This is a genomic window from Streptomyces sp. RPA4-2 (genome assembly GCF_012273515.2).
GTDB lineage: Bacteria > Actinomycetota > Actinomycetes > Streptomycetales > Streptomycetaceae > Streptomyces > Streptomyces kaempferi.
In genome coordinates, this window is record NZ_CP050975.2 from 3,355,642 (window position 1) to 3,368,659 (window position 13,018).

Annotated in this window: 14 protein-coding genes; 9 read left to right on the forward strand and 5 right to left on the reverse strand. The window is 70.7% G+C overall.

Annotated features, from left to right (window positions below; all coding sequences use genetic code 11):
* The first annotated feature begins 15 nt into the window (after positions 1–15).
* The 3 genes from HEP85_RS14515 to HEP85_RS14525 all read left to right on the forward strand — a co-directional run bounded on the left by HEP85_RS14515 (position 16) and on the right by HEP85_RS14525 (position 3,122).
* The gene (locus tag HEP85_RS14515) at positions 16–768 is read left to right on the forward strand and encodes an ABC transporter ATP-binding protein (protein ID WP_168533621.1); all 753 of its coding nucleotides are present in this window, start codon (positions 16–18) and stop codon (positions 766–768) included.
* A gap of 633 nt (positions 769–1,401) precedes the next feature.
* Positions 1,402–2,499, forward strand: a complete 1,098-nt coding sequence (locus HEP85_RS14520) for a hypothetical protein (protein WP_369657716.1) — start codon at positions 1,402–1,404, stop codon at positions 2,497–2,499.
* Positions 2,496–3,122, forward strand: coding sequence for a hypothetical protein (locus HEP85_RS14525; RefSeq protein ID WP_369657717.1), 627 nt, complete (start codon positions 2,496–2,498; stop codon positions 3,120–3,122). The genes HEP85_RS14520 and HEP85_RS14525 overlap by 4 nt, the downstream gene beginning before the upstream one ends.
* A gap of 63 nt (positions 3,123–3,185) precedes the next feature.
* On the opposite strand, the gene HEP85_RS14530 is transcribed toward HEP85_RS14525, so the two are convergent.
* Positions 3,186–3,722 carry an HNH endonuclease gene (locus HEP85_RS14530; protein ID WP_148014005.1) on the reverse strand — a complete coding sequence of 179 codons (537 nt, stop codon included), beginning with the start codon at positions 3,720–3,722 and terminating at the stop codon, positions 3,186–3,188.
* A 272-nt stretch (positions 3,723–3,994) separates the two neighbouring features.
* Here HEP85_RS14530 and HEP85_RS14535 point away from each other — a divergent pair, with 272 nt between their 5' ends.
* The gene (locus tag HEP85_RS14535) at positions 3,995–5,104 is read left to right on the forward strand and encodes a mechanosensitive ion channel family protein (protein WP_329287905.1); all 1,110 of its coding nucleotides are present in this window, start codon (positions 3,995–3,997) and stop codon (positions 5,102–5,104) included.
* 89 nt (positions 5,105–5,193) lie between these two features.
* On the opposite strand, the gene HEP85_RS14540 is transcribed toward HEP85_RS14535, so the two are convergent.
* From HEP85_RS14540 to HEP85_RS14555, 4 genes are all read right to left on the reverse strand, one after another.
* Positions 5,194–5,445, reverse strand: coding sequence for a hypothetical protein (locus HEP85_RS14540; protein ID WP_168528145.1), 252 nt, complete (start codon positions 5,443–5,445; stop codon positions 5,194–5,196).
* On the reverse strand, positions 5,438–5,791 hold the full coding sequence (locus HEP85_RS14545; RefSeq protein WP_168528146.1) for a hypothetical protein: 354 nt from the start codon (positions 5,789–5,791) through the stop codon (positions 5,438–5,440). Before HEP85_RS14545 ends, HEP85_RS14540 begins: the two co-directional genes overlap by 8 nt.
* Positions 5,792–6,007: 216 nt before the next feature.
* Positions 6,008–6,316 carry a hypothetical protein gene (locus tag HEP85_RS14550; RefSeq protein ID WP_168528147.1) on the reverse strand — a complete coding sequence of 103 codons (309 nt, stop codon included), beginning with the start codon at positions 6,314–6,316 and terminating at the stop codon, positions 6,008–6,010.
* Entirely contained in the window at positions 6,309–6,884 is a 576-nt protein-coding gene (locus HEP85_RS14555; RefSeq protein WP_168528148.1) for a hypothetical protein, read from the reverse strand. The genes HEP85_RS14550 and HEP85_RS14555 overlap by 8 nt, the downstream gene beginning before the upstream one ends.
* 484 nt (positions 6,885–7,368) lie before the next feature.
* On the opposite strand from HEP85_RS14555, the gene HEP85_RS14560 reads away from it, so the two are divergent.
* The 5 genes from HEP85_RS14560 to HEP85_RS14580 all read left to right on the forward strand — a co-directional run bounded on the left by HEP85_RS14560 (position 7,369) and on the right by HEP85_RS14580 (position 13,018).
* Positions 7,369–8,205 (forward strand): hypothetical protein, encoded by an 837-nt coding sequence (locus tag HEP85_RS14560; RefSeq protein WP_168528149.1) that lies wholly within the window; start codon positions 7,369–7,371, stop codon positions 8,203–8,205.
* A gap of 320 nt (positions 8,206–8,525) precedes the next feature.
* On the forward strand, positions 8,526–9,737 hold the full coding sequence (locus HEP85_RS14565) for an ROK family transcriptional regulator (RefSeq protein WP_168528150.1): 1,212 nt from the start codon (positions 8,526–8,528) through the stop codon (positions 9,735–9,737).
* Positions 9,738–9,804: 67 nt separating this feature from the next.
* Positions 9,805–11,142 carry an ABC transporter substrate-binding protein gene (locus tag HEP85_RS14570; protein WP_168528151.1) on the forward strand — a complete coding sequence of 446 codons (1,338 nt, stop codon included), beginning with the start codon at positions 9,805–9,807 and terminating at the stop codon, positions 11,140–11,142.
* Between the two features lie 14 nt (positions 11,143–11,156).
* Positions 11,157–12,101 (forward strand): carbohydrate ABC transporter permease, encoded by a 945-nt coding sequence (locus HEP85_RS14575; protein ID WP_168528152.1) that lies wholly within the window; start codon positions 11,157–11,159, stop codon positions 12,099–12,101.
* Between the two features lie 20 nt (positions 12,102–12,121).
* Positions 12,122–13,018, forward strand: coding sequence for a carbohydrate ABC transporter permease (locus tag HEP85_RS14580; RefSeq protein ID WP_329294847.1), 897 nt, complete (start codon positions 12,122–12,124; stop codon positions 13,016–13,018).

Sequence of the window (13,018 nt, forward strand, 5' to 3'; positions counted from 1 at the left end):
TCCACCGCGATACGGGTGTCCGGGCTGACCGTCCGGCACCGCAGGACGACCGCACTCGACGCGGTCGACCTGGACTTCGGTCCCGGCGTCCACGGGCTGCTCGGTCCCAACGGCGCCGGCAAGACCTCTCTCATCCGGGTCCTCGCGACCGTGGCCGAGCCCGCCGAGGGCCGCGTGGAGATGCTGGGCAACGACCCGCGCCGGCACCGGGAGCGCAGCGCGTTCCGCCGTGAACTCGGCTATCTGCCACAGGATTTCGGGTACTACCCGGGATTCACGGTCCGGGAGTTCGTGGCGTACGTGGCCTGGCTGAAGGAGCTTCCGGCCGGCGACGCCCCGGCGTCGGTCGAGCGGGCCGTGGCCCGGGTCGGGCTCACCGACCGCATCGACGCGAAGCTCCGGACGCTGTCCGGCGGCATGGTCCGCCGGGTCGGCATCGCCCAGGCCATCGTGAACGACCCCCGCGTCCTGCTCCTCGACGAACCCACCGCGGGACTTGATCCGGAGCAGCGCGTCGAGTTCCGGGCGCTGCTGCGGGAGTTGGGCGAGGAGGCCACGGTGATCGTCTCCACCCACCTGGTGGAGGACGTGGCCGCTGCGTGCACGGAGGTGACGCTGATCGAGGCGGGCCGGGTCGCCTATCGCGGCACTCCCGGGACGCTGGCCGCCCTCGGCGCGGACGGCGACGAGTCCGACGGCAACGCGATCGAGCGTGGCTACACCGCGGCCCTGCGCGGCCACCGCGCGGCGACGGGGGCGGCCCGATGACCGTACGCATCCAGCCCGACGAGGACCGCCCGGCTTAAGCACGGACACCGCGCCGGACACGGCCGACCCGAGCACCCCGAACACCCCGAGCACCCCGGACACCCCGAACACCCCGAGCACCGCGGCCGCCACGGGCACCTCGACCGACACGCCCACCCCGCCCCGCGAGGCCCCACGGACGCACCGGCGCCCCGAGCCGAACGGCGACCACCGCCCCGAGCCACACCCGAACCACCGCCCCGCCACCCCACAGACCGCGCCTCACGACAACCACCCGGCCGCCGCAGGGCCCCAGCCCCGCGACAACCACCCGGCAGACCATCGCACCCGGCCCCACGAAAGCCCCGGGACGGGCACGCTTACCCGGGTCGACGTGCCCGTCCGTGCCGCGGGCGCCCCACCCGCGGCGGGCGCGCCCCACCCCTCCGCACCGAGTCCCTGCGCGGGTTCACCCCCTGGGCGGCCGCCGCCCTGCTGCTCGCTCTCGGCTGGCCGCTCGCCGCCACGGCGGCGCAGTGGCAGGGCAGTTGGGGCGGGACGACGGACAGGCTGAGCACGGCGGCCGGGCTGATCGCCATCCCCTTCGGCCTCGCCGCGGGAGCCTGGCAGGGCGGCCGGGAGCGCCGGCGGCGGATGACGGAGCTGCGGGCGGCGAGTCCCCGTACGCCGCTCGCCCAGTTCCTGACGGCCGCCCTGCCGCTCGCGTGCGCGCTGGCGGCGGCGTACCTGGTGGTGGTGGCAGGCGCGCTGCTCGCCTGCGCGCCCTACGTGTCGGCGGGCGGCCCGGTCCCGGCCGTCTTCGCCGGGGACGCGCTGTCGATCGCCGCGTGCACGGTGCTCGGCCAGGTCGCCGGGCGGGTGATGCCCTGGCGGCTGACGGCTCCGGCACTCGCCATCTGCGGGTACGTCCTGGCCGCCGGCGGCGTCGGCTCCTCAGGTCTCACCCATCTGGCCCCCGCCTCTCTGCATCTGGTCGGCGACGGCGACCTGCCGGTCTGGTGGTACCCCCTCGTGTCGGCCCTGTGGACGGCCGGCCTCGCCGCCGCCGCGGTGCTGGCCCGATCCGCCCGCCGCCGCGTCACCGCGCTGCTGCCGCTCGCCGCCGCCTCCGCCGCGGCCGTGCTCCTGGTCCACACGGGTGACGGGATGCTGCGCGACAACCCGCTCGCGCACCGCCAGGTGTGCGACGACTCGACCACCCCGCACGTCTGTGTCAACGCCACCCGCCCGGACCTGCTGCCGGAGGCGGTCCGCGTGCTGTCCGGTGTCACCAGCCGGCTGAAGGGCGTACAGAACGTACCGGTCCGCTTCGAGGACCTGCCGCGCCGCCCGCGCGAGGACGAGGCGGAGCTGCCGATGCTCACCCCGCTCGGCTGGTGGTCGGTCCGCGGCAAGGTGAACGATCCGGAGCAGTACGCCCGGCAGGGCGCCGTGAACCTGGTCCGCCGGGAGTGCGAGGAGGCGCCGTCCGCGCGGCGCGTCCAGGTCACCGACGGGGCCGTGCTGCGCTGGCTGGCCCCGGACTCCGCGGGGAAGGACGACCGCGAACGCGCCGTGGCATCGGCCCGGGAGCGCGGCGACACGAAGGAACTGGCGACGCTCCGCGCCGAGGACCGGGCGTACGCGCGCCTCGCCGCCCTGACCGACGACGAGCGCCGCTCCTGGCTCGGCCGGTACTTCGCCACGGCCCACGCATGCGACCCCGACGCGAACGAGGTCCCGTCCCTGTGAACACGCCGCGCGAAGTCCCCCGGCCCCCCCTCGCCCTCTACGCCCGCTCCCGTGCCGTCCCCGCCACCCTGGCCGCCCTCGTCTGCGCCGCCCTCCTCACCCGCTGGGCGGCGACCGTCCCGGACGTCTTCCTCGACCCGTACCGCAGGGTCCCGCTGCTGTCGCTGGCGCCGCTGGCGGTCTCGGCGGCGATCGGTACGAGCCTGCACGTGTACGGGCGGGACCTGGACGACACCGCGGCGCGCCCCTGGTGGCCCGGGCGCCTGGCCCATCTCCTGGTCCTCACCGCGCTCGCGGCCACGGTGCTCGCACTCGCCGTTCCCGGAGACGCACAGGTGTTCGGTTCGGTCGGGATGGTCCGCAACACCCTGGGTGCCGTCGGCGTCACCGCGCTCGCGGCGGTGCTGTTCGGCGCGCGAGCCGCCTGGATGCCCACGATGCTGTACTTCAGCGCCGTGTACCTGTCGGCCGCCTCGCCGCGCATGAGGCAGGCGACGGTTCTGGCCTGGCCCATGCAGGCGGGCCCCCAGCTCGGCGCGTGGACCGCCGCCCTCGCGCTGTACGTGCTGGGCGCCGGGCTGTACGCGGCACGTGGCGCCCGCCCCGAGGGACCCCGCGGCTGACCACGGGGCGCACCGGGCGGGCCACGGTGTACCCGGGCCAGGGGTGCACAAAAGCCCGGATCGTCAGGCGGAAATGCCGTCGATCCGGGCCATCGCATCCTCCGCGCCGTACGGCTGCAGGTACGGCAGCCAGCGCGGGTCCCTGTGCCCTGTTCCGATGATGCGCCAGGCGAGCCCCGTCGGCGGGGCCGGTTTATGGCGCAGGCGCCAGCCGATCTCGACCAGGTGGCGGTCGGCCTTGGTGTGGTTGCAGCGGCGACAGGACGCCACCACGTTGTCCCAGGCGTGCTGACCTCCGCGGGAGCGCGGGATGACGTGGTCGACGCTGGTTGCGACGCCACCGCAGTACATGCACCGGCCGCCGTCGCGGGCGAACAGTGCCCGACGGGTCAGCGGAACGGGCCCCCGGTACGGGACCCGCACAAACCTCTTCAGCCGGACCACGCTGGGTGCGGGGACAGTAACGGTCGCGCTGTGCATGAAGGCGCCGGATTCCTCGAGAGAGACGGCCTTGTTCTCAAGGACGAGGATGAGCGCGCGGCGGAGCGGTACGACGCCGAGTGGCTCGTACGACGCGTTGAGGACCAGGACATGCGGCACGGATGCCTCCTTGGTACGCCGGCGGCGCGTGGCTCGCGCCGGGACGATCTGCAGTCAGTCTCCCCTCTTGCCTGGTGGAAGCGCCACCATGTCCCGGTAACGGGCTGGGAGTGTTTTCGACCACATCCTGTTCATCCCCAGGTGAGTACTGTCTCTCCCCCGAACATCACAACGATCCACACACGATGCCCCGTTAGTGTGGTTGTTCTGCCCGGCGGCGCCCTGCCTGTCCCCGAGCCGCGGGCAGACCGCTACGCCTGGAGGTACCTGCTGTGTTCTCGACCGTCCTGCGGGCCGCAGGGTCCAGTCCGTCGCCTTCTCCCTCGGCGACGACGGACCCTACGGTCGCCACGCTCCAGGGGGCCCAGGAAAGCGCGACCAACGCCGCGAGCTGGGTCGAGCAGAACTGGTCCACCTGGCTCGCGATAGGTCTGCGCGTGCTGCTGATCCTGGTCATCGCGGCGGTACTGAGAGTGGCGGTCCGGCGAGCGATCACCAAGCTGATCGACCGTATGACCCGTACCGTCCAGGCGGTCGACGGGACGGCCCTCGGCGGCCTCCTGGTGAACGTCGAGCGCCGCCGTCAGCGCTCCCAGGCCATCGGCTCCGTGCTGCGCTCGGTGGCGTCCTTCCTGATCATGGGCACGGCCGCCCTGATGGTCCTCGGCACGTTCGAGATCAATCTCGCCCCGCTGCTGGCCTCGGCCGGTGTCGCCGGTGTCGCCATCGGTTTCGGCGCCCGCAACCTGGTGACGGACTTCCTCTCCGGCGTCTTCATGATCCTCGAGGACCAGTACGGCGTCGGCGACACGATCGACGCGGGGGTGGCCTCCGGCGAGGTCATCGAGGTCGGTCTGCGCGTCACGAAGCTGCGCGGTGACAACGGTGAGATCTGGTACGTCCGCAACGGCGAGGTCAAGCGCATCGGCAACCTCTCCCAGGGCTGGGCCACCGCCGGCGTCGACGTCACGGTCCGCGCCTCCGAGGAGCTGGACCACGTCCAGTCCGTGCTGAACGAGGTCGCCGAGGCGATGAGCAAGGAGGAGCCCTGGAACGAGCGCCTCTGGGGCCCGGTCGAGGTCCTCGGCCTGGAGAGCGTGCTCCTCGACTCCATGGTGGTGCGGGTCTCGGCCCGGACGATGCCCGGCAAGGCGCTCTCCGTCGAGCGTGAGCTGCGCTGGCGCATCAAGCGCGCCTTCGACGCCGCGGACATCCGCATCGTGGGCGGCCCCACCGCGGCCGTGGAGGAGGAGCCCGTCGACCCGTCCGCCGCGGTGGCGGCCCCGTCGGCCCTCGGCAACCCGGCGTCCCCGCAGTCGGAGGCGACCACCCCCATCCCGGTCCCCGTCCCGGTCCCGGCTCCCTCGAACACTCCGAAGTAGGCCCCGGCCCTACGCGGGCGGGGAGGCGGCGGCACCGGAAACCCGGGCGCCGCCCCTCCCGGCGTACGAGCAAGTCCACACCTCCGGCGTCAGCCGAACCAGCTCACCTGCACCACCACGATCCGCTCCCCGCGGACATCCGTCAGGTAGTCGAACATGAGTAGCCCCCTGCTCTCGGTCCGCACGCCCGGCCCCGGTCCCGTGTAGGCCGCCCCCTCCAGGAAGACCATCGATTCACGGACAGCGATCTCGTTGGCCAGCCGCCCGACCTCGACACGCGCCACATCCGGGAGCCCGTCCAGCAGGTCGTCCTGAAACGGCTCCCAGCGCCAGTCAGCCACCGGCGACCTCACGGTGCGCGGCCCGCACGATCTCACCGGCCTCGCGGATGGCGCGGTCCCGCTTCACCGGGTCCGGGCTGCTGATCGCCTGCTCGGCGGCGTGCAGACGGCGTGCCGTCTCGGGGTGCCGCTCGATCTCGACGACGACGCCCCACTGCCGGTAGAACATGCGGATCGGTACGACACTGTCCTCGTCACCGGCCCGTACGAAGGACTTCTGCAGATCCTCGAAGAACTCGGGGAGGCGGGACGGCGCGACCGTGGCCACCGCCTGCCGCAGGGCCGGAAGCGTGAGCTCGGGCCGGGGAATGAGCGGACCGTCCCCGTCCGCGTACGGCATGGTCATGGGTCGCCCCTTCCGCTCGTCCAGCGCCCTTTCGGCACGCGCCCACGCTAGCGCCATTCCTGTCACTCCTCCGCCCCCGCGCACAGACCGCCCGCGACCAACTCGAAGATCGTGAAGACGGAGCCCCATCGTCACTACTGTCTGGGTGGAGAACGAGGGCGAAAGCACCACGTACAGCTCGTTCTTCGACCGCGCGGATCCTCCCGCACCCGGACGTCAGCTGATCCGCTCACGTCCCGTCGCGAAGAACTTTCCCACATAGGTGCCGGACGGCAGGTCACTCTCCCGCATGAGCGAGAAGACCTCGGCCCCCTCGCCCGGCACCCCGTCCATCTTGAACGCCTCGGCGAAGCCCGTGTAGTCGACCTCCTCCAACGCCGCGCAGTACTCCAGCGCCTCGGCCTCCGCACGCCCGATGGCGTCGTCCAGGGAGCCCGCCGTCCACAGCGTCACCCGCTCCTCGTAGACGCCCAGTTCACGATGGCGGAAGACACACCGAACGCCGTACCACGACGGCTCATCCACGAGCGGTCCCGGACTCCAGCCCGGTGGCCCCGGCTATCTGGCACACCGCGGCGAACGAGGAGCCCTTTCCCAGTCCGGCCACCCCCAGGAGTCCCTCACCCTCCCGGACGTCGAGGATGACGTCTCCCGAGGGCACGTCGAAGGACATCGATCCCCGGACGGACTGCTGCCCCCGTCCGGGACGCCACCGGAAGTGGATCCCCTCGTGGCCCTTCTCGGCGACGAGGAACGCCCGCTCCGATGCCGCCAGTCTTTCGCGGACCCGCTCCTGCCACCCGTCCGAGACCGGCACCGGGCGCAGTACGTGCGTCTGCCGGCCGTCCAGCGCCTCGACGGAGAGCGGAATCCCGGCCGTACCGGCCCGCCGCCGCAGCGACCACACCCCGACGACCGCCACCGCGAACGTGAGGATCCCCCACGTCAAAGGACTGAAGACCAGTTCCCCGCTCACGGAATCCCAGGTGAAACCGTCGTTCACCAAGTCGATGAACGTCATGGTGAGCGCCAGCGACACGCACCTGACCGCGGCCGCGCGCCAGCAGGCCATCAGCAGGTTCGCGATCCTCATGAGCGAACCCCCCGGCGGACCAGGGGGCGCGTCGGTGCGCCCGCGGCCGCCCCGACGCGGGAGGTCACGGAACGCGCGGCCGTAGGACACCCGTGGCGCTCACCCCCACAGGACCCGGTGATTGCCACGGCCTCACGGGCCGCCACCCCGCCCCGCGCCGAACGGTTCGCTCTCATGGGGCCGGATCCTACGAGCAGGAATCTGTGAAGGTGGCCGGATATCGACGCCGTCACCATCCGCCTCGGATGTCGCGTCACCGTTCCCGACGGCACAGATCATCCCAAAGCCGCGCACCCCCTCCCACCTGCGCGTCTGCCGATCGTGACGAAGCCGTGACGGGCCTGAAGGGCGCCCTCGGCGTCAACTCTCCTTCACAGGCCCCCCATATTTCGGCCACATCCGGTGGGCGTCTACTGTCGCCCCGACAGCGGGCCCTTGTTCTGGAGCTCCACGCCCAGGGGGCCGCTTCGAATGTGGGGAATCCATGCGCAAGTTCGCCATCGGCGCCGCAGTTTCCGGTGCCTTGGCCCTGTCCGCCCTGGCCGTGCCGTCCGCGTCGGCCGCCACGCCGGATCTCACCTTCTCCCATGTGGTGGTCAACAACGGCAAGGCGATCGTCGTCGGCACCACCAGCACGGTGAAGGTTCCCGTCACGTACACCCTGACCCACCCGGTCGACCTCGTCATCGACGGCAGGACGAGCGTCGCGGGCATCACCCTGTACCGCGGATCGTCGCTCTCCAAGCCGCGGAACGAGATGGGGCCGGACGACGCCCCGAGCTGCACCACCACCTCCACGACCGCCACGACGGTCACGCAGTCCTGCGCCGAGGTCATCGCCGTCGCACCCCAGGACTACCTCTACGACGCGGCGGACGCCGGCACCTGGAAGGTGGCCGGCTTCTACGGCCGCAGCACCGCGGACAACGACGACTCCGACGACCACATCAGCTTCACCTACGGCTACGACATGTGGGGCGGTCTCGGCACCACACAGGTCAAGCGCGCCGCCAAGCTCACCACCAACGCCACCCCCGAGCCGGTGAAGAAGGGCAAGACCCTCACCGTCAAGGGCGCCCTGACCCGCGCCGACTGGGAGACCACCAAGTACTCCGGCTACGCGGGCCGGCCGGTCACCCTCCAGTTCAAGGCCAAGGGCGCCACCGCCTACAAGACGGTCAGGACGGTGACCTCGGGCACGGCGGGCGCCCTCACCACCACGGTCAAGGCCTCGGCCGACGGCACGTACCGCTACCTGTTCGCGGGCACGACCACCACGGGCACCGCCACGGCCACGGGCGACTACGTCGACGTGAAGTAACCGAGGACGGGTCCTCCCCGACTCACCTCAAGTCGCCCTCGCGGCGCACGGATTCGTCCCCCACCGGGTGGGCCTTCCCCGATGGCAGGGCTTCGCCCCCGCCGCCCCCGGCTCGGCCGAGCGAGAAAGCCCCGGTCTCCGCCCTCGTAGGTAACGACTCTGTTGCCTCGGGGGCGGTTTCTCTTGACGCCCCCGCGACCTGCGGCCTACGGTCCTCCCACCAATAGGAAACCTTCCTAACAATGATCTTGCAGTGGACTTCCCCGAGGCCACCCTGGGAAGCTGAGCGACTGGGCAGTCGAAAGGCAGGTGTCGACAACATGGCAGGATCCGCCGGTACGCCGGGCACCCCACGCGTCCTGCGCGCCATGAACGACCGCGCCGCCCTCGATCTGCTGCTCGCCCACGGGCCGCTCTCGCGGACCAGGATAGGAAAGCTGACCGGGCTGTCCAAGCCCACCGCCTCCCAGCTCCTCGCCCGCCTGGAAGCGGCCGGGCTGGTGCTCGCCACCGGCACCAGCGAGGGGCGGCCGGGCCCCAACGCCCAGCTGTACGCGGTGAATCCGGTCGCCGCCCACGCGGCCGGCCTGGACGTCACCCCCGAGCGCATCCTCGCCGCCGTCGCGGACGTGACGGGCCGGACCGTGGGTGAGTACGAGCTGCCGACGCCCGGCCGGCGCCCCGCGCAGCCCGTCGTACGCCAGGTCACCGACGCCCTCGACGGCGCGGTGAAGGAGGCGGGGCTGGCCCGCGGCGACGTCCACCGCCTCGTCATCGGCACACCCGGCGCCTTCGACCCCAACACCGGACGGCTGCGGTACGCCTCCCACCTGCCCGGCTGGCACTCCCCGAGCCTCCTGGACGAGCTCGCGGCCGCGCTGCCCATGCCGGTCGAGTACGAGAACGACGTGAACCTCGTCGCCATCGCCGAACAGCGGCTCGGCGCGGCGCGCGGACACGAGGACTTCGTCCTGCTGTGGAACGAGGGGGGCCTGGGCGCCGCCCTCGTGCTCGGCGGACGGCTGCACCGCGGCTGGACCGGCGGCGCCGGCGAGGTCGGCTTCCTGCCCGTGCCCGGCGCACCCCTCGTACGGCAGGTGACCAAGGCCAACAGCGGCGGCTACCAGGAACTCGCCGGTTCCCAGGCCCTCCCGAAACTCGCCCGCGAGCTGGGCGTCCAGCCGATTCCCGCCGGGTCGTCCACCGAGGTGGCCGCCGCCCTCGTCGCCCAGGCCGCCACCCGCGACGAAGGCCCGCACCGCAGGCTCCTGGAGACCTACGCGACCGGCCTGGCCACCGGTCTCGCCTCACTCGTCTCCGTGCTCGACCCCGAACTCGTCGTCCTCAGCGGCTCCTCGCTCACCGCCGGCGGCGAACCGCTGCGCGCCCTGGTGCAGGCCGAGCTGGAGGAGCTGGCCGCGTCCCGCCCGCGCCTCGTGGTCGGCGACGTACACGAACACCCCGTGCTGCGCGGCGCGTTGGAGAGCGCGCTGGCGGCCACCCGCGACGAGGTGTTCGACACCTCCCGCTGAACCCCCTCGACCCACTCGCCCGTCCGCCCACACCACCGCCCCGGCCCTGCCCTAGGGAGACACCGCCATGCCCGGAATATCCAGGAAAGTCGCCACCGCACTCGCCGCTTCCGCGTCCCTCGCCCTGCTCACCAGCGCCTGTACCGGCCAGTCGGACTCCAGCGCGAACGACGACGCCTCCAAGGAGACGACGATCAACTTCTGGCACGCCTGGAGCGCGCCGGGCGAGGTCCAGGGCGTGAAGACCCTGGTCGCGGGGTTCGAGAAGACGCACCCGAACATCCACGTCAACATCGTCGCCAACATGACCGACGACAAGATCAACCAGGCGCTGCGTTCCGGCGGTGACAAGGCGCCCGACGTGATCTCCTCGTTCACCACCAACAACGTGGGCAAGTTCTGCTCCTCGGGCGCGCTCGTCGATCTCAATCCCTTCTTCAAGAAGGCCGGTATCGACGCGACGACGACCTTCCCGAAGGCGATGAACGAGTACACCCAGTTCGACGGCAACCGCTGCACCGTGCCGCTGCTCGGTGACGCGTACGGGCTCTACTACAACAAGACCGCGTTCAAGAAGGCCGGGATCACCACTCCCCCGAAGACCTGGTCCGAATTCGAGTCCGACGCCAAGAAGTTGACCGTCGCCAAGGGCGACTCCTACTCCCAGCTCGGGTTCATGCCGAACTACCACGGCTGGGAGTCGACCACCGAGCACTACTTCGGCCAGTTCTCCCCCACGTACTTCGACGAGAGCGGCAAGTCCAGCATCGCCAAGGACCCCGCTTTCGAGGCCGGGTTCACCCTCCAGAAGAAGCTCGTCGACGAACTCGGCGGCTACCAGAAGCTGGAGAAGTACCGGTCCAAGCTCGGTGACGAATGGGGCCCCAAGCACCCCTTCCACACCGGTCAGGTCGCCATGCAGCTGGACGGCGAGTGGCGGCTCGGCATGGCCGAGGAGGCCAAGCCCGGCTTCGAGATCGGTGTCGCCCCGCTCCCCGTCCCCGACGACCAGGCCGACCAGTACGGCAAGGGCTACATCACCGGCACCATCGCGGGCATCGCGGCCACCAGCAAGAAGCAGAACGCCGCCTGGGAACTGGTCAAATACATGACCACGGACACGGACGCCGTCGTCGGCTTCGCCAACGCCATCCACAACGTCCCCTCCACGCTCGCGGCGCTCAAGTCCCCGAAGCTGAAGTACGACCCGCGCTTCAAGACCTTCCTGGACATCGCCTCGAACCCGAACTCGACGACGACCCCCGCGTCCATCAACGGCGGCACCTACCTCGTGACGATCCAGCAGTTCGGATACGACTACGAGAGCGGCAAGGCCAAGGATCTGAAGGCAGGTCTCCAGAAGACCGCCGCACAGATCGACACGGACATCGCGCAGGCGAAGTAGGAAGCAGTACGGACATGAGCGCCACCTACACCCTGCGCGCCAAGCGACGCCGGGCGGCCCTGAGAACCGCCGCCTTCATGTCGCCCTGGCTGATCGGCTTCGCGGTCTTCTTCGCCTACCCGCTGCTCTCCACCGTCTACTTCTCGTTCATGCACTACGACGGCTTCAAACCGCCGACGTGGAGCGGGACGAAGAACTGGTCCTACGTCTTCCAGCACTACCCGCTGTTCTGGCCCGCGCTGCGCAACACCCTGTGGCTGGTCCTGGTCATGGTGAGCCTGCGGGTCGTCTTCGGACTCGGCGTCGGACTCCTCATCACGAAGATCAAGACGGCTACGGGGGTCTTCCGCACCCTCTTCTACCTGCCCTACCTCGCGCCGCCCGTCGCCGCCACGATGGCCTTCGCCTTCCTCCTCAACCCCGGTACGGGGCCGGTCAACTCGATCCTGGAGAAGGTCGGCGTCCCGGCGCCCGGCTGGTTCAACGACCCCAGCTGGTCCAAGCCCGCCCTCACGCTGCTCGCCCTGTGGGGCATCGGCGACCTGATGGTCATCTTCATGGCCGCGCTGCTCGACGTACCCACCGAGCAGTACGAGGCGGCGGAGCTGGACGGCGCGTCGGCCTGGCAGCGGTTCCGCTACGTGACGCTGCCGAACATCTCGCCGATCGTGATGTTCGCGGTGGTCACCGGCGTGATCCAGACCATGCAGTACTACACACAACCGCTCATCGCCGGGAAGGTCGCCTCGGGCGTCATCCAGGGCGCCGGTACGCAGTTCGAACCCGGCTACCCCGACAAGTCGACGCTCACCCTGCCCCAGCTCGTCTACAACCTCGGCTTCCAGCGCTTCGACTACGGCTCCGCCTGTGTGGTCGCGCTCGTGCTGTTCGCCCTGTCCATGGTGTTCACCGCGTTCCTGATGCGGCGCCGGGGCGGTCTCATCCAGGCAGGTGACTGACCATGACCCAAGCACCTCAGGTGTCCCGAGTGCTCGACCGGCCGGCGGAGCCGCGGACAAGAACCGTCTCCCCCGCCGAACGCACCGCCCGCCGCAGGACGCTCCTGGAGTGGATCGCGGTCCACGCGCTCGGCGTCGCGGCCGCCCTCTTCTTCGTCCTCCCCTTCGTGTTCGTCTTCCTCACCTCGCTGATGAGCGACACCCAGGCGCTCAGCCGCGACCTGATCCCGCACACCTGGGAGTGGGGCAACTACAAGAAGGTCTTCGACACCCCGGGCTTCCTCACCTGGTGGAAGAACACCCTGCTGTACGCCGGCGCCGGCACCGTCCTGACCGTCGTGTCGTCGATCCCCGTCGCCTACGCGCTCGCCAAGTTCCGCTTCCGCGGCCGGAACCTGTCGCTGATGCTGGTCATCTCGATGATGATGCTGCCGCCCCAGGTCGTCATCATCCCGATGTACCTGTTCTGGGCGAAGCAGCTGGACCTGTCCGGGACCCTCTGGCCGCTGATCATCCCGATGGCGTTCGGCGACGCCTTCTCCATCTTCCTGCTGCGGCAGTTCCTGATGACCATCCCGAACGAGTACCTCGACGCGGCGAAGGTCGACGGCTGCGGGGACCTGCGGACCCTGCTGAAGATCGTCCTGCCGATGGCACGGCCCGGGATCGCCGCCGTGGCCCTGTTCCAGTTCTTCTACGCCTGGAACGACTACTTCGGGCCGCAGATCTACGCCTCCGAGAACCCCGGCGCCTGGACCCTGTCCTACGGCCTCGAATCGTTCAAGGGCGCGCACCACACCGACTGGAATCTCACCATGGCCGCGACCGTACTGGTCATGGCCCCCGTGATCCTCGTGTTCTTCTTCGCGCAGAAGGCGTTCGTCGAGGGCGTCACGCTCACCGGAGTGAAGGGCTGA